The organism is Niallia sp. XMNu-256, assembly GCF_036670015.1.
GTDB lineage: Bacteria > Bacillota > Bacilli > Bacillales > Cytobacillaceae > Bacillus_BD.
This window is the reverse complement of record NZ_CP137636.1, coordinates 2,380,199-2,397,391: the sequence shown is the minus strand read 5'-3', so window position 1 is coordinate 2,397,391 and position 17,193 is coordinate 2,380,199. Positions and strand designations below refer to the sequence as shown.

General features: G+C 37.3%; 17 protein-coding genes. 8 read left to right on the top strand and 9 right to left on the bottom strand.

What is annotated here, in order from left to right; translation table 11 throughout:
- Nucleotides 1–4: 4 nt before the first annotated feature.
- Nucleotides 5–772 carry a hypothetical protein gene (locus R4Z10_RS12235; protein ID WP_338469584.1) on the bottom strand — a complete coding sequence of 256 codons (768 nt, stop codon included), beginning with the start codon at nucleotides 770–772 and terminating at the stop codon, nucleotides 5–7.
- 165 nt (nucleotides 773–937) lie between these two features.
- Here R4Z10_RS12235 and R4Z10_RS12230 point away from each other — a divergent pair, with 165 nt between their 5' ends.
- The 3 genes from R4Z10_RS12230 to R4Z10_RS12220 all read left to right on the top strand — a co-directional run bounded on the left by R4Z10_RS12230 (nucleotide 938) and on the right by R4Z10_RS12220 (nucleotide 3,072).
- A complete protein-coding gene (locus R4Z10_RS12230; protein ID WP_338469583.1) occupies nucleotides 938–1,387 on the top strand; it encodes a DinB family protein in 450 nt (149 codons plus the stop codon).
- A gap of 345 nt (nucleotides 1,388–1,732) precedes the next feature.
- Nucleotides 1,733–2,308: a LemA family protein gene (locus R4Z10_RS12225; RefSeq protein ID WP_338469582.1), complete on the top strand. Its 576-nt coding sequence runs from the start codon at nucleotides 1,733–1,735 to the stop codon at nucleotides 2,306–2,308.
- Nucleotides 2,308–3,072 carry a TPM domain-containing protein gene (locus R4Z10_RS12220; RefSeq protein ID WP_338469581.1) on the top strand — a complete coding sequence of 255 codons (765 nt, stop codon included), beginning with the start codon at nucleotides 2,308–2,310 and terminating at the stop codon, nucleotides 3,070–3,072. The genes R4Z10_RS12225 and R4Z10_RS12220 overlap by 1 nt, the downstream gene beginning before the upstream one ends.
- Before the next feature lie 79 nt (nucleotides 3,073–3,151).
- Here the strand turns inward: R4Z10_RS12220 and R4Z10_RS12215 are convergent, their stop codons facing one another.
- The gene (locus R4Z10_RS12215) at nucleotides 3,152–4,822 is read right to left on the bottom strand and encodes an AarF/ABC1/UbiB kinase family protein (RefSeq protein ID WP_338469580.1); all 1,671 of its coding nucleotides are present in this window, start codon (nucleotides 4,820–4,822) and stop codon (nucleotides 3,152–3,154) included.
- 273 nt (nucleotides 4,823–5,095) lie between these two features.
- The gene (locus tag R4Z10_RS12210) at nucleotides 5,096–5,281 is read right to left on the bottom strand and encodes a hypothetical protein (RefSeq protein WP_338469579.1); all 186 of its coding nucleotides are present in this window, start codon (nucleotides 5,279–5,281) and stop codon (nucleotides 5,096–5,098) included.
- 292 nt (nucleotides 5,282–5,573) lie between these two features.
- Here R4Z10_RS12210 and R4Z10_RS12205 point away from each other — a divergent pair, with 292 nt between their 5' ends.
- Entirely contained in the window at nucleotides 5,574–5,900 is a 327-nt protein-coding gene (locus tag R4Z10_RS12205) for a hypothetical protein (protein WP_338469578.1), read from the top strand.
- A 63-nt stretch (nucleotides 5,901–5,963) separates the two neighbouring features.
- On the opposite strand, the gene R4Z10_RS12200 is transcribed toward R4Z10_RS12205, so the two are convergent.
- Nucleotides 5,964–6,224: an alpha/beta-type small acid-soluble spore protein gene (locus tag R4Z10_RS12200; RefSeq protein ID WP_338469577.1), complete on the bottom strand. Its 261-nt coding sequence runs from the start codon at nucleotides 6,222–6,224 to the stop codon at nucleotides 5,964–5,966.
- A gap of 253 nt (nucleotides 6,225–6,477) precedes the next feature.
- Between R4Z10_RS12200 and R4Z10_RS12195 the strand changes: the two genes are divergently transcribed.
- The 3 genes from R4Z10_RS12195 (at nucleotide 6,478) to R4Z10_RS12185 (ending at nucleotide 9,889) form a co-directional block, all read left to right on the top strand.
- Nucleotides 6,478–6,813: a hypothetical protein gene (locus tag R4Z10_RS12195; protein WP_338469576.1), complete on the top strand. Its 336-nt coding sequence runs from the start codon at nucleotides 6,478–6,480 to the stop codon at nucleotides 6,811–6,813.
- Between the two features lie 242 nt (nucleotides 6,814–7,055).
- Nucleotides 7,056–8,603 carry an L-glutamate gamma-semialdehyde dehydrogenase gene (gene pruA / locus R4Z10_RS12190; RefSeq protein ID WP_338473232.1) on the top strand — a complete coding sequence of 516 codons (1,548 nt, stop codon included), beginning with the start codon at nucleotides 7,056–7,058 and terminating at the stop codon, nucleotides 8,601–8,603.
- A 95-nt stretch (nucleotides 8,604–8,698) separates the two neighbouring features.
- Entirely contained in the window at nucleotides 8,699–9,889 is a 1,191-nt protein-coding gene (locus R4Z10_RS12185) for an ornithine--oxo-acid transaminase (RefSeq protein ID WP_338473231.1), read from the top strand.
- Between the two features lie 278 nt (nucleotides 9,890–10,167).
- Here the strand turns inward: R4Z10_RS12185 and putP are convergent, their stop codons facing one another.
- From putP to R4Z10_RS12160, 5 genes are all read right to left on the bottom strand, one after another.
- The gene (gene putP / locus R4Z10_RS12180; protein ID WP_338469575.1) at nucleotides 10,168–11,649 is read right to left on the bottom strand and encodes a sodium/proline symporter PutP; all 1,482 of its coding nucleotides are present in this window, start codon (nucleotides 11,647–11,649) and stop codon (nucleotides 10,168–10,170) included.
- Between the two features lie 205 nt (nucleotides 11,650–11,854).
- Nucleotides 11,855–12,976 carry a glutamate 5-kinase gene (gene proB, locus R4Z10_RS12175; protein ID WP_338469574.1) on the bottom strand — a complete coding sequence of 374 codons (1,122 nt, stop codon included), beginning with the start codon at nucleotides 12,974–12,976 and terminating at the stop codon, nucleotides 11,855–11,857.
- A gap of 84 nt (nucleotides 12,977–13,060) precedes the next feature.
- On the bottom strand, nucleotides 13,061–13,900 hold the full coding sequence (gene proC, locus R4Z10_RS12170) for a pyrroline-5-carboxylate reductase (RefSeq protein WP_338469573.1): 840 nt from the start codon (nucleotides 13,898–13,900) through the stop codon (nucleotides 13,061–13,063).
- A gap of 335 nt (nucleotides 13,901–14,235) precedes the next feature.
- Nucleotides 14,236–15,051 (bottom strand): EcsC family protein, encoded by an 816-nt coding sequence (locus R4Z10_RS12165; protein WP_338469572.1) that lies wholly within the window; start codon nucleotides 15,049–15,051, stop codon nucleotides 14,236–14,238.
- Between the two features lie 444 nt (nucleotides 15,052–15,495).
- Nucleotides 15,496–15,600 (bottom strand): hypothetical protein, encoded by a 105-nt coding sequence (locus R4Z10_RS12160; RefSeq protein WP_338469571.1) that lies wholly within the window; start codon nucleotides 15,598–15,600, stop codon nucleotides 15,496–15,498.
- Between the two features lie 423 nt (nucleotides 15,601–16,023).
- Here R4Z10_RS12160 and R4Z10_RS12155 point away from each other — a divergent pair, with 423 nt between their 5' ends.
- Complete coding sequence (locus R4Z10_RS12155; protein ID WP_338469570.1) at nucleotides 16,024–17,163, top strand: TIGR04053 family radical SAM/SPASM domain-containing protein; 1,140 nt, start codon at nucleotides 16,024–16,026, stop codon at nucleotides 17,161–17,163.
- Nucleotides 17,164–17,193 lie beyond the last annotated feature (30 nt).

Genomic DNA, 17,193 nt, shown 5'->3' with positions numbered 1-17,193 from the left:
TTTATTATGAAGATGTTCTAACCTCTTGTTTATACTCTTCTGAATTTGTTTCAGCTGAGTGTGGATCTTCATCTAATTTAACTGAGTCTACCTTTGTCTTCGATGAAGATTCTTGTTTTTCATGCGAACCATCATATTCACTCTTTGCTATTCCACAACTCCCTTGTTCAAAATCCTCCAAATTTAAATCTTCATATGTATCTTTTTCTAGTATTTTAAATAAGGAGATACCGAACCAAGCAAAGGCAAGGCCAATCAATACTTGAGGAATAAGCGGGTTGTATAAAATGACTTCTTCCATTTGAGCATTGAAAGCGATTGCCGAACCAATTAAAAGAAGAGAAGATGCTCCTCTAGACAAGGTTCCTTTAAAAAGAGTGATAACAGCAAAAAGAAAAAAGCTTATTTGTAGAAAGTAATCGGACACTTCAGCACCGTATACAACCGATTGAAGTCCTGAATCTAACAACTCCGGTACATTTCTTCTTAAATCTGGGGCAGCAAATGTTAAAAACCATTTGTAGCCGAGCCATTGGAACATTGCCAGTAAGAGGATTAAAAAACTAAAAACACCAACTCCGCCTGTGTGGCGATACTGAAGAAGATACAGGCCGATGATTCCAATTGTAATAAAGGCCCAGCCTACTTGATCAAAGTAGGTGGCTACAAAGGAGATAGGGTCAACATAAAACCAAGCCTGTAAGAAAACAATCATTACTCCACCAATAAATGAGCATAAACCAAAAAGACGAAGCAAACTCCTATGTTCCATATTCGTCACCTCTTACTTTTATTCAACAGTAGATTTTATGCTCCAGTTGGACAGATCATGAACAGAAACTATAATTGTTGAAATATATTTGCAATGAAAGGCTAAAATTTGCAAAATCTGTCATTCTAGATGATAATTTATGTGAAAAATAGAGGAGGTTTTACGATGAGTGAATTAGTGTTAAAGCAATTTGAACTAGCTAGGGGAGGTATTTTGAAAGACTTAGAAGGAGTATCTCCAGAAATTTTTGACATCCAGCCAAAAGGATTGTCTAATACTGTTCATTGGCAGTTAGGACATATTTTAGTTGTTACTGAGTTGTTTTTATTTGGTCAAAATGGTCAACTGCCAGCAGAGTACAATGACTACTTTGGTTACGGTTCAAGACCATCTGAATGGAAGGAAGGTATCCCAAGTGTTGAAACCATCCTTGAACAATTAAAAAGTCAACTAGACCGAATTAAGGCAATATCAGTAGACTCATTTGAAAATCAATTGCCAGAACCTATATTAGGGAATCGTACATATGGAGAATTAGTATATTTTACGGCATACCATGAACTCACACATGCGGGCCAAATTCATACGATCTTAAGGGCAGCACAAGCATCATAAGCAAAAAGTCCATCAAGCCGATCCTAGCGCAAGATGGACTTTTCTTATTTCTGCTTTATCAGGCTTTACAAGCAGAACCCTGGTCCAAGATCTTAATTAATATAGCAGATAGGTGGGGGATCGACTGTCTAGAAAGCTCTGATGGTGAAACAAGGGCTATCTTTGGGCATTAGCCCTTAGGTAAATCAATCAGGCTCTACAGGACTAACCATCAGTGGGGATGTTAGAACTTCCCACAGTGGAAGTTTCACTTTATAGATGATGTCTTGTTAATTTAATTGGAAAAAGGGAAATAATTGTTCTATAAGGTACGTATATAGAGCTATACTAGAAGGAGTGTGTCCAATGAGAAAAAGTTATTTAGGAATCGGATTGATTGTAGCCGTTATGGTTGTTTTCATTGTGATGATTATGTCAAGCTACAATGGATTCGTTAATGCCGAAGAAAATGTAGACCAATCGTATTCCCAAATCGAAACTCAATTGCAAAGAAGGTTAGATTTAATTCCAAACCTTGTCAATACAGTCAAAGGGTATGCTTCACATGAGGAAGAAGTATTAACAGAAATTGCAAATGCACGTGCAAAGTTGGCAGGTGCTAACTCACCAGAAGAAACAGCAACTGCCGATGCAGAGCTATCTAGCGCATTAAGTCGTCTATTAGTAGTTGTAGAAAATTACCCTAATTTAAAAGCGGATCAGCAATTTACACAGTTGATGGATGAATTAGCCGGAACTGAAAACAGAATTGCAGTGGCACGAAAAGATTATAATGATCAAGTTGCAACCTATAATAAAAAGGTCAAAACGTTTCCAGGCGTCATTGTCGCTAACATGACTGGATTTGATGAAAAAGAATATTATCAGGCAGATCCGAGTGCGCAAAATGCACCAGAGGTTGACTTTGGAGGCAGTGAATAATGTCAAGAAAACGAATTCTCAGCATTGTTTTACTGATTATAAGTTTTTTTATTATAAGCAGTTCTACATTTGCTGAGGATCGCCAAATCCCAGCTCCAACAGGTGATATTTACGTACAAGATTTTGCTGCAATTTTATCGGATCAGGAAAAAGCAGAACTAAGAGCTATAGGCAGAGAAGTAGAGGATCAAACGACGGCTCAAATAGCTGTTCTCACTGTGGAAACCATTGGAGAACAGAGCATTGAAGAATTTGCTCTTGAAGCGTTTCGACAATACGGAATTGGAAGTATAGAGGCTGATAATGGCGTGTTACTTGTCTTGGCTATGCAAGAGAGAAAAGTAAGAATTGAAGTGGGCTACGGTTTAGAAGGAAGGATTCCTGATGGGAAAGCAGGGCGAATTCTAGATGACTTTGCGATTCCTTATTTAAAAAATAATGAACCAAACTTAGCTGTAGTAGAAACATATAAAATTTTAACAAACGAAGTTTTAGCAGAATATGGAGTGGAGGAAGGTCAGCTTTCGATCCAGCAGCCACCTATCGTACAGGATACGGATGAAGGAATTGGAATCCCTCCATGGTTGCTCTTAATTATCGTAATTATTGTTTTATTTCTTGATTTTAAATTTTTTGGTGGATTTCTCACACATGTTCTTCTCTCTATCCTCTCTAGAGGAGGAAAAGGAGGAGGTGGAGGTGGTGGACCACGCGGTGGAGGCGGAGGGTCTTCTGGGGGTGGTGGCGCTAGTCGTGGGTGGTAACAAATTAATGAATAGAAGTAGCAAAAGCCCAGGAAATATATCCTCCTAGGCTTTTTTGCTGGCTTAATCATCTTTAGAATTACATTCGTCCTGATTTAATAATTGCGAATAAAATAAATAGGAACATCGAAGTAGCTACAATAGAACCGATTTCAACGGCTGGGAATTCCCAGAGTAAGTTTTTTTGTCCGATAATAGATGTTCCGATTATAAGCCCGACCATTAATATACTAAAAGATAAAAGAATGATGCTAAAAGCCAGTCGATTGCTAATTCGATCCATTCGCTGTAGGAAATCCTTCATTTCGGTAATACTCATTTCAAAATGTAATTTACCGTTCCCAATCGTATCAGTTAAGTCCTTAAGGTTTTTTGGGATTTTCGCTATTACTCCAGCCGTTTCAATGATGTCACTCCAGGAATTTTTTAACATATTTTTTGGCTCATAACGTTTCCGTAGTAGTTTTTCACCGAATGGTTTAATGGTAACTACTATACTAAGCTCCGGATCTAGTTCACTTACGATTGACTCTACGAGGAATAGAGTCTTACCTAGATTTGATAAATCAGCTGGAACTTGAATTTGATGCCGATAAATGAGATCAAGGAGCTCTTTTAAAGCATCTCCTATGCTGATTTGACTTAATGGAACATCAGAATACTTCATGACGAACATGTCTACATCATTATATAATAGATTCGTGTCTGATCCACTGGAGTGAAGTCCCATGGCAGTTATCGTTTTCATTAGGCCTTTTGTATTTCCGTTTTGTAAGTGGATCACCAAAGAAGCAAAATGAAATTTAGTATCCTCACTTAAACGTCCAACCATTCCAAAATCAATATACGCGATCTTGTTTCCTGGTAAAATATAAACATTTCCAGGATGTGGATCCCCATGGAAAAATCCTTCCATTAAAATTTGATGTAGCATGGAATTTACGACCCTATTTGCAATTGATTTAAGGTTGTACCCTTCATTTTGTAACTTGGAAACATGACTAACTTTAATCCCATCGATGAAATCCATGGTCAAAACTTTATTGGTAGTATAATCCCAATAAATTTTAGGAATAACCACTTCAGGAAAATCGGAAAATTGTTTTGCAATTCGCTCACCATTTCTTCCTTCTGTGCCATAGTCTAGTTCGGCACGTAAAGAATTGGCGAACTCTGTAATCATTTTTCTAATTCTAATGGTTTTAGCCCAAGCCAAATTTGCCTCCATTAATCGTGCAACATCATCAAGGATTTCTAAATCCGTTTCAATCGTTGTTCTAATATCAGGTCTCTGCACTTTAATTGCTACATGCTCACCTGTTCTTAGTACAGCGTGATGGACCTGGCCAATCGATGCTGCGGCAATAGGGGTCTTGTCAAATTCAAGAAATAAGTTTTCTAGACTTTCTCCTAACTCCATCTCAACAATTTCTCGAACCTTTTGAAAGGGAAACCCTGCAACTTGATCTTGAAGTTTTTCTAGTTCCTCTGCTATTTCTGAGGGAACTAAGTCTCGCCTAGTACTGGCAATTTGCCCAATTTTAATAAAAGTAGGGCCTAACTCCTGTAGTACTTGCCGTAGCTTAATTCCAATGGTATTTATACTCATCCGTTCTTTAGCATCATGTACCTTTGGAAAGACCTGATTTGATAACCCGATCCGATAAACAAAATAACTAAATCCGTTTCGCAAAAAGGCATTAGTAATTTCATGATACCTGTGTCTGTGTTTAAAACGAATGCCAAACATATATATCCTCCAAAAAATGGGTCTCTGTCTCTAATATTGTATAGTTAAATGAGTGAGGTTTTTATTTCCATTTACATATGGATGGTCCCATGATTCATTTTACATGATTTTTTTGAAGAAAGAGTGAATGTAACAAAACAGACATGATTTAAATTTGGAAGGAAAAGTTTACTGGTGAGATAGAGAGAACGTCAAAGATTTTTTTCATTAAGAATGGGGTAGATTGCAATGTAAAACATAAAAAAAGCTGTTGACGGCAACAGCTTTTTTTATTTATGATCGTTGAATCATTGAATTCGTATAGCTTTTTACTAATTTTTGCAAATTTTTGTGGCTTTCCCTTACCTTTATAGATTCCTCGATGATTTTTTGAAAACCCTCTAAATCCCTGTCCGATGCATTTAAAACAGATTTTGTTACACTTTCAGCCATTTGTTGTAATGTTATCTCTGAACTCATATTACAACCACCTTTCTCATTTAGAACTCTCTAGTATTAATTAAGGAAAAACTTTCATTTTCCTGCAATAAATATTCTAAAAATTTCTACAATAATTTACAACAATTCTATTAATAGTCAAAATATCTACAACACCACTCAGTATTTTCTAACCCTAGAGAGTACCTGTTAATGGGCAAACTAATTGACAGAATTAACTAACATCAGATACGATAAAGAAAAGTAAAATTATTATCCTAGTATTGTTTATCTTATTAACCAGGGCATTTCAAAAAAATAAAAGGAGATTATTATGAATACGGGATTAATTTGTCGGAATGCTAATGATTATTTGGACCTATATCTACTTGCAGGCTCTCTGGGTGACAAAGAATGGCAAAAGGAAATAATAAACAGATTACACAAATGTTATGGTGATATAGCGAAGGCAGAACTAGCGGAAGAAATTCAAAACCTTTGGAAAGAGTATCGTCAGATTAACAGTAAGATAATCGATCTTTATCGCTTATTAAAAACGAATCCCACTGATGAGAAAGCGAAAAGCCAACTTCATATTTTAAAACACAAACGTACTACATTATATCGCCGCATTTACATGGAGGAAAAGAGATTTGATTAATGAACATTCATATGTATCCAATAGGAACAAAATAAAAAGCAGCAGTGTTCAAACTATTGAACACTACTGCTTTTTACTTAAATCTTCCTTAGCCATCTTGATCAGTTCTTGAACCATTCTGCCACCTAAACGCCCTCCAACTTTGCCTGCTTGCTCTGAAGTTAATTTTCCATTATATCCTTTTTTTAGTGGAACTCCAACTTCATTGGCTGCTTCAAACTTCGCTTCATCTGGATGATTAGCTCCGACTACTTTTGATTTTAATTGGTCTAATCCTTCCCTAGCTAGGGGAACAAGTAACTTATTTCGATTTCTTTGTGTCATAAAAATCCCTCCTTGATATAGTATATGCGAAATTTGTTGAATAATTCCTAATAAATGTCGATATATGTCTTATAATCTAAATATTTTAAAAATTTTAGAAAATCAATTGAAAATATATCTCAGATGGTTATAATATTAATATAAAAATTTTTGATAGTTTAATGTTTTCTCAAACTAAATAGTGTAAATTAATAGATAAAATTAATAGGAGAATTTTCCGAATAGCAAAAGTGAAGAGAAAGGGGAACGGATAATGGTAGAAAAACAAATGAACGCAAAGGTGAATGATTTATTAGACTTATATTTACTAGCGGGTAAATTAGGGGATCATGATTGGCAAAAAGAAATCATTCAAAAATTAGGGGAACCGAAACAAGAAACTGAAGAGGATTATTTACAAAAAATACGCAATCTTTGGGCAGAATATAAAGATTTAAATACTCAAATTCTTAAACTATATGATCGATTAAAGAGTTCAACAACAGACGAAGATTTATTTGGAAAAATAAATGCTTTGAAAGAAGAACGCTTAAGATTAACGCATAAAATTTATAAAACGGAGAGAAAAGTAAAGGAATTGTATGAGTAATTTGTAAACCGGGACAACCTATTTCAATCTAGGTTGTCCCTTATTTTCGTAGAGAAATTGACTAATCCTTTGATTAAATTGGTTTCTATCTTCTATTTGCATAAAAAACACTAACATCTATTCATCAAGAATACACAGGTACATTCCTCTCATATAGATGAAATAGTATATCTTTTTTTGTCGTAACCATTAATTTAAATGCGATAAAAAAATGATGCTTAAAAAAGTTAGGGAGGAATTTGATATTGAAACCTTATATTACTGAACCGTTAACAGACTTTACTAATCATCATCATCAGAGGGCATTTCAAGAAGCCTTAAGATTTGTTGAAGCACAGTTAGGGAGGGGATACCCTTTAATCATTGGCAACGAGGAAATTACAACAGAGAAAAGAGTAACTGTAATTAATCCGGCAAATAAAACAGAAGTTATCGGTACGGTATCACTTGCCAATCAAGAACTAGCGGAAAAAGCGATGAGAACAGCACAATCTACGTTCGAAAGTTGGAAGAGATGGAAACCTGAGCATCGGATCAATATTGTTTTGCGTGCCGCAGCCATGCTACGCAGACGTAAACATGAATTTTCTGCTTATTTAGTAAAAGAAGCCGGGAAACCGTGGGGGGAAGCAGATGCAGACACGGCAGAGGCTATTGACTTCTTAGAATACTATGCCAGACAAATGTACCGTTTAAAAGATGGAGTTCCATTGGAACAACATGACGGTGAATTTAATCAATTTCACTATATTCCCCTGGGTGTCGGAATTATTATTTCTCCATTCAACTTTCCGCTAGCCATTATGGCAGGTACAACCATCGCGGCAATTATCACAGGAAATACTGTATTATTAAAGCCCGCAAACTCAACTCCTGTTGTAGCTGCAAAATTTGTTCAACTGATGAAAGAAGCAGGATTGCCGGAGGGGGTGATTAATTTTGTTCCAGGCAGTGGCGCTGAAATTGGCGATTATCTTGTTGAACATCCTCAGACAAGATTTATTTCCTTTACAGGTTCTCGTGAAATCGGCTGTCGAATCTATGAGCGGGCTGCAAGAGTACAAAAGGGACAGAAGTGGTTAAAGCGTGTCATTGCTGAAATGGGAGGGAAGGATACGGTTTTAGTAGATCGTTGTGCAGATATTGAAACCGCTGTAAAATCGATTGTTTTATCAGCATTTGGATTTTCCGGTCAAAAATGCTCTGCTGGATCGCGAGCTGTAATACATGAGGATATCTACGATGAAGTATTAGAAAAAGTAATTGCTAAAACGAAAGAGTTAACAATAGGAGATCCTGCTGATCCAAACAACTATATGGGACCTGTTATTAATAAAGCCGCTTTCAATAAAATTATGAATTATATTGAAATTGGTAAAAAAGAGGGGCGCCTTATGACAGGGGGAAAAGGGGATCAATCTCTAGGTTATTTTATCCAACCAACTGTGTTTGCCCACGTGGATGAGAATGCACGGATTATGCAAGAAGAGATCTTCGGTCCTGTTTTGGCTTTATGTAAAGCAAGAAACCTTGACCACATGTTATCTATTGCCAATAATACCGAATATGGTTTAACAGGTGCGTTTATATCGAATAACCGCGAACATATTGAACGGGTACGTGAGGAGTTTCATGTCGGGAATCTTTATTTTAATAGTAAATGTACGGGTGCAGTTGTGGGCTATCAGCCATTTGGCGGCTTTAATATGTCAGGCACAGACTCTAAAGCCGGAGGCCCTGATTATTTAATTTTGCATATGCAGGCGAAAACCACATCAGAAAAATTATAAAGTGAAACGGTGTCTAGTTACTGTACACGGTGGCTGGCGCCTTTTCTTTTCATTGAGAAAACATGTAGAGGGGAATGTTTGTGAATACAAATAAAATTTCTAAGTCACAAGAAATAATCGCTAAAACCGAGCAATATGGCGCCAGAAACTATAATCCGCTGCCAATTGTCATTGAAAAAGCGGAAGGTGTATGGGTGGAAGATCCAGAAGGCAACCGTTATTTGGACATGTTAAGTGCTTATTCAGCACTCAACCAAGGACATCGGCATCCAAAGATCGTAAAAGCCTTAAAAGAACAAGCTGAAAAAGTAACTTTAACATCTAGGGCCTTTTATAATGATCAATTAGGGGTATGGTATGAGAAAATATGTCAATTAACGAAGAAAAATATGGTTCTCCCGATGAATACAGGTGCTGAAGCAGTTGAAACTGCCCTTAAAGCTGCACGGCGTTGGGGATACGATATGAAAGGAATTAAAGGCGGTCATGCTGAGATCGTTGTTTGTAATGGCAACTTCCATGGCCGGACAATGGGGGCTGTTTCTATGTCCTCTGATAACGAATATAAACGAGGATTTGGTCCGTTGCTTCCAGGGATCAAATTAGTCCCATACGGAGATATACCTGCATTACAATCTGCGATTACTAAAAATACAGCGGCTTTCATTCTTGAGCCGATCCAAGGGGAAGCAGGAATCATCATACCACCTGAAGGCTATCTCAAAGCTGCTTCTAAATTATGCAAAGATAACAATGTGTTAATGATTGCCGATGAAATTCAGGTTGGACTCGGACGGACAGGAAAGATGTTTGCCTGTCAATGGGAAAAGGTTGAACCAGATATGTATATTTTAGGAAAAGCACTTGGTGGAGGAGTATTTCCGATCTCCTGTGTGGCCGCTAATTCTACTATTTTAGGTGTCTTTAATCCTGGTTCCCACGGCTCGACATTTGGAGGGAATCCGCTGGCTTGTGCCGTTTCGATTGCAGCCTTAAAAGTCGTGTCAGAGGAAAACTTAGTTCAGCGTTCTTTTGATCTAGGAAGCTATTTATTAGAGAAGCTTCAAGCAATAAAGAGTCCGATCATAAAAGAAGTGAGAGGGAAAGGGTTATTAATTGGTATCGAATTAACAGAAGCTGCAAGACCTTATTGTGAAGCCTTAAAAGAAGAAGGGATATTATGCAAAGAAACCCATGAAAACGTTATTCGGTTTGCACCTCCATTGATTATTACAAAAGCTGAATTAGATTGGGCACTTGAAAGGGTTTATAAGGTTTTAGAATAAGTGGTACTTCCATCAGCGGGGGAGTTCCTATATCCTCCGCTGATGGAAAGTTCGAAGCCGCATCTTGCTGGTCACGAGGGCGTTGCCATAGGCATATTTAATCTGTGTTCAACTCTCGAGGAGTTTAACGGGCAATTAATTCCGCCCCTATCTTCTATAATTGAACTCACGATTTTAGGGGGTCTTATTACCTGTTAAGCCTGATAAAATTTGTGCATAAGAAAAACGGATTTAAATCCAGAAGAGGAGATAAATCCGTTTTTTTACAGATATAAATATTATTTTAGCTCCGCCTTCAAAGTTTCTTTCATTTTATTAAACTCTGTCTCGATCTCTGTTGAAGGTTTAGCCGTTAATTTACTAACTATGATAATCGCTAAGAATGACAAGATAAAGCCAGGAATCATTTCATACATAAACCCTTTAAGAGCTTCATTACTGATCCAAATGATCACCGTGACTGCACCGATAATAATTCCTGAAAGCGCCCCCCAGACGTTCATACGTTTCCAATATAAGCTTAATAGAATCGCTGGACCAAATGCTGAACCAAATCCTGCCCATGCGTACCCAACTAAATTAAGAATCGTATTATTTGGAGTTAAGGATAAGAGAATAGCTACGATCGAAACTAGCAGTACCGTTAAACGACCAATTCGAACAAGTTGTTTATCTGTAGCATCCCGTTTAAAGAAAGTTTTATAAATATCTTCTGTTAATGCACTAGAGGTTACGAGAAGTTGAGAAGAAATCGTACTCATAATCGCGGCTAATATCGCTGAAAGTAAGAAGCCGGTAATTAACGGGTGGAATAATATATTTGAGAACATAATAAACACTGTTTCTGGATCCTCGAGTGTAACACCTGTTTGATTAACATAGGCAATTCCAACAAGCCCGACAGACATGGCACCAATGATTGAAATGATCATCCAGCCCATACCAATACGACGTGCTGGCTTTAACTCTCTTACTGAGGTAATAGCCATAAAACGAACGATGATATGTGGCTGTCCAAAATAGCCCAAGCCCCATGCCAATAATGAGATAATCCCAATTACCGTTGTACCTTTGAAGAAGTCGAGCAAAGTAGGATCGATTGCACGAATCACATCAAAGGTAGGTTGTATCCCACCTAAATCGGTAAAACCGACAATGGGTACCAAGACGAGAGCTACAAACATTATAATTCCTTGAACAAAATCCGTTAAACTAACGGCTAAAAATCCACCGAATAGCGTATAGGCTACAACAACACCACCTGTAATAAATAAACCTAATTTATAATCTAAGCCAAAGGCAGAATCAAAAAGTACACCGCCTGAGACCATACCTGCTGATGTGTAAAGTGTAAAAAAGATAATAATGACAATAGCAGAAACAAACCGAAGGATTTTAGCGTTATTTTTAAAACGGTTTTCGAAGAAATCGGGGATCGTAATGGAATTGTTTGCTACTTTTGTATACGTTCTTAATCGCGGTGCGACAAGGATATAGTTTAAATAAGCCCCCAAAGTTAATCCAACAGCAAGCCATATACTCGACATACCGGTTATATACATCGCTCCTGGCAAGCCCATAAGCATCCAGCCACTCATATCTGATGCTCCAGCGGAAAGAGCGGTTACAGCAGGTCCTAAACCACGTCCACCTAACATGTACCCTTCAATATTGTCGGTTGATTTCTTATAGGCGTAATACCCAATCAACAACATCCCAATAAAATAGATTGCTAAAGAAATATAAACTCCTATACCCATCTAATCTCTCCTTTTAAAATTTTTATGAATAATATGATACATGGATTTGTTAATTCTTCAAAAAATTCCGATATTTATTTAGAAGAAGGGGCGGCGGAAATGAATAATGAATGGTTGTCACTATCCCGCCCCCATTTAATCGTATGGTTTCTTCATCATTACCTTGTTTTTAATCTCACCACTTATAGAATGAGAGACTATTATGTTAAACGGTAATAAGAACTTTCTCGTGACAAACAAAATCTGTGCTATCGATGATGGTTTTGTTAACAGAAGGGGTATCCACTTTTTTCTTTAATGTCTGTAATTCCTTTGAAGAAACTTTAACCACCCCACAGCCAATTTTTCTTCCAGATTTATCGAGAATTCGAATGACTGAACCTTTATTAAACGGGCCTTTCACATCGTGAATTCCTGATAGAGTCAAATCAACATGATCATCTACCATCCGTTCTTTTGCATTTTGATCGATGATAATTTCTCCTTCAGGATGGGAATGGAAGGCAATCCATTTTTTCTTCTGGTTTAACTGGATCTGTGGTTTTTCAATCGTAAAATAAGTACCTCTTGCCTTTCCAGAGAGAGCATTAACAGCAATTTGATCTTTACTTGCATTCCCCAAAAAAGTGGGAATTCCAGAGGCCAAAGCAATTTTGACTGCTTCAATTTTCGATCTCATTCCACCTGTACCAACTGAACTATCAGAATCACCTGCCACTGCTTCAATTTCAGGAGTGATTTGATTAACTTGTGGGATTAATTTAGCGTTTTTGTTTAATCCTGGATGACCATCAAACAAACCATCAATATCAGATAGAATGATCAATTGATCGGCATCGACAATGCTGGCCACTTTGGCAGATAGGGTATCATTATCCCCGAATTTCAGACGGTCAATTGTTACAGTATCATTTTCGTTGACAATTGGGATAATGCCCCTTTTTAATAATACATTTAACGTATTACGGACATTCTTATAGCGAATTTCATCTAAGAAGTCACTTCTTGTAATTAAGATTTGGGATGCAACATAACCGTTTGACATAAAGAGCTTTGAATAAGTTTCCATTAATAAGCCTTGGCCGATTGAGGCAGCTGCTTGTTTTTCAGTTAATGTTGTTGGTCTTTCCAAGCAACCAAGCTTCCGATACCCTGCAGCAACGGCTCCGGACGAAACAAGGACGACTTCATGCCCGGCATCTTTTAGGGTAACAACTTCACATGCTAATTTCTCAAGTTTACGATGGCTAATTTCTCCATGCCGACTTGTTAAAGAACTGCTTCCAATTTTAATGACAATGCGTTTTTGCTCTATGTCCGAGCTCATTTTATCACTCCTGTATATTTCTGTTTGCTATAAAGCCCAAAGTTTATTTAAAGAGTAAAAAGGGTAATGTATAACCCTAATGGTTTATGAGACGATTGTTTTTAGCAGCTGTTCACTCATATTTTTTGAACGCCCGGATGCTTGGATAACGGCTTCGGTTATTGCAACTCCACCGCCATTGTCTTCAAGGGCTTGGAGTCCAGCAGCAGTTGTTCCATTTGGGGAAGTGACCTTTTGTCTTAAAGATGCTGGATCCTCACCTTGTTTTTGAACCATTCTCGCTGCTCCTAGTATGGTTTGTGCTATGATTTCGCGAGAAATAGGTTGGGGGATTCCTAATTGGGTCCCGGCTTTCTCCATATGTTCCATCAAGTAATAAATATAAGCAGGGCCACTACCAGCTAATCCGGTAAAACCATCCATATGCTTTTCTTCAATGACATAGACTTCTCCAATGCATGCAAGTAATTCTTTAGCTATTTCCATATTTTGTTGGGACGTATACTTTCCTGAGGAAATTGCGGTGGCAGATTCTCCAATCGCACTCGATGTATTCGGCATGACGCGAATGACCTGTTGCCCCTTAGCTGTATGTTGTTCAATAAAAGAGGTTGAAATTCCAGCTAATACAGATAGAACAATTTGGTGTGGTTGCAGGGTATGTTGAAAGGAGTACAGTGCTTTTTCAACATCCTTTGGTTTCATTGCGAGGACGATTATATCAGCTTGTTCTAGATTTAGTTGTTCCCTATGTGCTGTATTAATTCCATAAGTGGTTTTTAATTGTACTAATCGTTCTTTATTGCTGTGGTTTGATACTGTAATGTTAGTAATTGGTATTTTATTAGCTTTAATCATTCCGGCAATCATAGCTTCAGCCATCGAACCGGCTCCCAAAAATAAAACTTTTTTATCCGTTAACATGCAACCTCTCCCTTTGTTCGTATGTTGTTCTGTTTTTCATAGTCCCTATACTAACAATGATAAAAAATTTATACAAGAACAATTTTGAAATTTATGTGTATTCAGCCAAAATAGTGAGGATCAGGGAAGAGACGGGGGGTCAGGTGGAAAAAATCAGCGATAAAGCTGGAAAATGATGGCTCAGGCGGTTATTTGGCTAAATTTAATTCATAAATTGTCATTTCAAATGGGAAATAATGGATTTAAATAATTAAGGAAAGTGTATGTAGACAAGGCTTAGGAAGGAGGAGGGAGAATTAGCAGATAAAAAAAGCTTGAGATCCACATAATGGACCTCAAACTTTATTCGTTCCGTCTAAGATATCTTTAGAAAGTCTTTCAGTGATTCTTCTTTTTCGATAGAGCATCATTCCTGCTTCAGCAATATCATTGACAGCAGATCGATTTGTAAAAGCACCAAAAATAAACCCCGCGATTGGAACCATTTGAAATAGCTTTTTCCAGCCAAATTGATCACGGTAGGAAAAGACAACCTCACGCCATCCTTGAATTTCTGAAAGAACTTCTCGTTTAGTGTTTTGGTTATTATCAATCCCACTTAATTGCTTTAGAATCGCCTGTTTTCCGACAATATCTGCAGAAACAAATTGTAAGCACTTTACGATAAATATTCGTTCCTTTTTATCTTGTGGATCATAACCGTAGCATAAGGCAATATCCTGTAACGTTTTTAGTTGTAACCCTAGTAGGATTGGAATATCAATGGAGATAGTAAAAAGGCCGCCAATCCCAGTGCTAGCCCCTTGGACTGTTGCAACTTTTTTTCTCATTTTTGTTAACTTTTCGACTGCCTTGTCCATTTTTTCAATCGGTAATACGGATGCTTCTTCAATGGTGTGAATACTATCTTCTGGATAGTAGGAAGAAAGGGAGGAAGCCGGACTCAAATAATTACCACCAGTTTGAATGTATTGACCAAGCTCATCGAGAATACTTCCCAGTTTATTTTGGATAAAAGATGGGGTTACTTTATCAATTAATTTAAACGGTAAGCGGCCAAGCTTCTCCCAAAACCAAAGGTCACTTTGATCTGTTTCCCATGATTGTATTTTCTTTAATTCTTGTTGTAACCATTTATTTGACTCAATCACTGCCTTAACTCCTCTTTTATAAAATAATACTTGTTATACGAAAAGAGGGTAGAAAGGTTTCATAAAAAGAATGAACAGGTGTTCAGTCTGATTCGTTAGGCTTATTTTTTATTCTCTTGTTCTGCAGTCACTTCTTGATAGGATAGAAGTAAAGCGTCAAAAATTTGATCCCAACGGTGCGATCGGGCATATTCCCTAGCCTCTATCCCCATCTGTTTTCTAAGACCGTCACGGGATAAAGTTGGGAGATTGCAGATGTAAATTGTTCGACATTCCCTGGTTCATATAAGATTCCAGTAATATCAGACTGGATAATATGCTTACCCCCACCAGAGTTAGCTCCAAATACAGGAGTACCACTTGCAAAAGACTCAAGAACGACATTTCCAAAGGTTACTGTTCGAGATGGAAAGACAAATATGTCGGAAGCACTGTATGTTTCCGCTAAACTATTTCCACCATTTCATCTTCATTAATGGGAGATTGGCCATGTTGCAACGCCTTTATTTTATTTCCATCAACATCGATACAAGTTACGAGATGCCCCATTTGTGCAAAGCATACGCCTGTAACTAATCCAACATAACCAGTCCTGCCACAGTAATTTGCATAATCGTCCCCTCCTTTATATCCCTCACCCTTATTGTATTAGTATAAATGGATACTTTTCTTGACCTAGTGTAAAAAAGTCGCTAAGAAAGCATAATGAAGGATTGAATATTTAGAATATGTTTCGCGTGCTAACATGTGATAATTCTCATATTAAAGCCATTACTCGTACTTTATACTTTTAAGATAAGAAGAATGGAAAAACTCTGTTAAATTTGGTGTTGAGAAAATTAGTCCATGTATGTATGCATTTAAATTCTTAATCGATGAACAACGTAACCTTCTGTTTATAAATAGCTAACTTCCAAAACAGCAAGTACATTTAATAGAGCAAATAGAATAATAGAAAAGTTTGGTGATATTATGCAACCTATTACACATCCTCATAGAAAAATAATTGATTATAATCAGAATCCCTTTATTGTCATTTGGGAGGTTACGAGGGCATGTGAATTGAAATGTGTACATTGTCGAGCAGATGCACAATTCTTGCCTGACCCGAGAGAATTAAGCCATGAAGAAGGAATGAAACTAATTGTTGAAATACACGACATGAATAATCCGATGCTTGTTTTTACTGGTGGGGATTGTATGTTGAGAGAAGATTTATTTGATCTAGCTCAATATGCTGTGTCCAAAGGTATGCGGGTTTCAATGACTCCAAGTGCCACCTCTCATGTAACGAAAGAAAAAATGATTAAGGCAAAAGAAGTAGGTCTTTCGCGTTGGGCTTTTAGTTTGGATGCACCTCGGGCGGAAATCCACGATGCATTCCGTGGAACATCGGGTTCCTTTAATTTAACTGTTGAAAAAATTAAAGATTTAATTGAACTCGATATGCCACTTCAAATCAACACCGTTATCTCACGATATAATTATGAGTATTTAGAGGACATGGCTCAATTAGTAGCGGATTTAAAAGTGAAAATGTGGTATGTGTTTTTACTTGTACCTACAGGAAGAGGTCAATTAGATGCCTGCATCACTCCTGCAGAACATGAAAAGGTATTCAAGTGGTTATATCAATTAAGCAAAACGGCTCCGTTCGATATTAAAACTACGGCAGCACAGCATTATCGACGTGTTGTTTTACAAGAAAAAATGCGAGAGCATGTCATTGAAAAGGGAGAAATTCATTATCAAGACAGTATTACTTCAGATATCGCTTCCAAAAGAGATGGACTTAAACGGGCACCTAAAGGGGTTAATGACGGGAATGGATTTTGTTTTATTTCTCATACCGGTGATGTCATGCCAAGCGGAATGTTACCAATTGTTGCTGGAAATGTCCGAGAAACCCCTCTGGCAAAAATATACCGTGAAGCAAAAGTGTTTACAGATTTAAGACAGCCTCATTTATATAAAGGGAAATGTGGAGTTTGTGAATTTAATGGAATCTGTGGCGGATCAAGGTCAAGGGCATATGCCGTAACAGGGGATTATATGGAGAGCGAACCTTTCTGTGTATATATCCCAGAAGCGATGAGAAAACAAACGGTATAAATATAGAAGGAATATGAGTGTTTATCAATT

What these genes read in the sequence shown, in the direction of transcription:
- R4Z10_RS12235 (WP_338469584.1), bottom strand. Translation starts at nt 772, where the DNA reads ATGGAACATAGGAGTTTGCTTCGTCTTTTTGGTTTATGCTCATTTATT.
- R4Z10_RS12230 (WP_338469583.1), top strand. Translation starts at nt 938, where the DNA reads ATGAGTGAATTAGTGTTAAAGCAATTTGAACTAGCTAGGGGAGGTATT.
- R4Z10_RS12225 (WP_338469582.1), top strand. Translation starts at nt 1,733, where the DNA reads ATGAGAAAAAGTTATTTAGGAATCGGATTGATTGTAGCCGTTATGGTT.
- R4Z10_RS12220 (WP_338469581.1), top strand. Translation starts at nt 2,308, where the DNA reads ATGTCAAGAAAACGAATTCTCAGCATTGTTTTACTGATTATAAGTTTT.
- R4Z10_RS12215 (WP_338469580.1), bottom strand. Translation starts at nt 4,822, where the DNA reads ATGTTTGGCATTCGTTTTAAACACAGACACAGGTATCATGAAATTACT.
- R4Z10_RS12210 (WP_338469579.1), bottom strand. Translation starts at nt 5,281, where the DNA reads ATGAGTTCAGAGATAACATTACAACAAATGGCTGAAAGTGTAACAAAA.
- R4Z10_RS12205 (WP_338469578.1), top strand. Translation starts at nt 5,574, where the DNA reads ATGAATACGGGATTAATTTGTCGGAATGCTAATGATTATTTGGACCTA.
- R4Z10_RS12200 (WP_338469577.1), bottom strand. Translation starts at nt 6,224, where the DNA reads ATGACACAAAGAAATCGAAATAAGTTACTTGTTCCCCTAGCTAGGGAA.
- R4Z10_RS12195 (WP_338469576.1), top strand. Translation starts at nt 6,478, where the DNA reads ATGGTAGAAAAACAAATGAACGCAAAGGTGAATGATTTATTAGACTTA.
- putP (WP_338469575.1), bottom strand. Translation starts at nt 11,649, where the DNA reads ATGGGTATAGGAGTTTATATTTCTTTAGCAATCTATTTTATTGGGATG.
- proB (WP_338469574.1), bottom strand. Translation starts at nt 12,976, where the DNA reads ATGAGCTCGGACATAGAGCAAAAACGCATTGTCATTAAAATTGGAAGC.
- proC (WP_338469573.1), bottom strand. Translation starts at nt 13,900, where the DNA reads ATGTTAACGGATAAAAAAGTTTTATTTTTGGGAGCCGGTTCGATGGCT.
- R4Z10_RS12160 (WP_338469571.1), bottom strand. Translation starts at nt 15,600, where the DNA reads ATGGGGCATCTCGTAACTTGTATCGATGTTGATGGAAATAAAATAAAG.
- R4Z10_RS12155 (WP_338469570.1), top strand. Translation starts at nt 16,024, where the DNA reads ATGCAACCTATTACACATCCTCATAGAAAAATAATTGATTATAATCAG.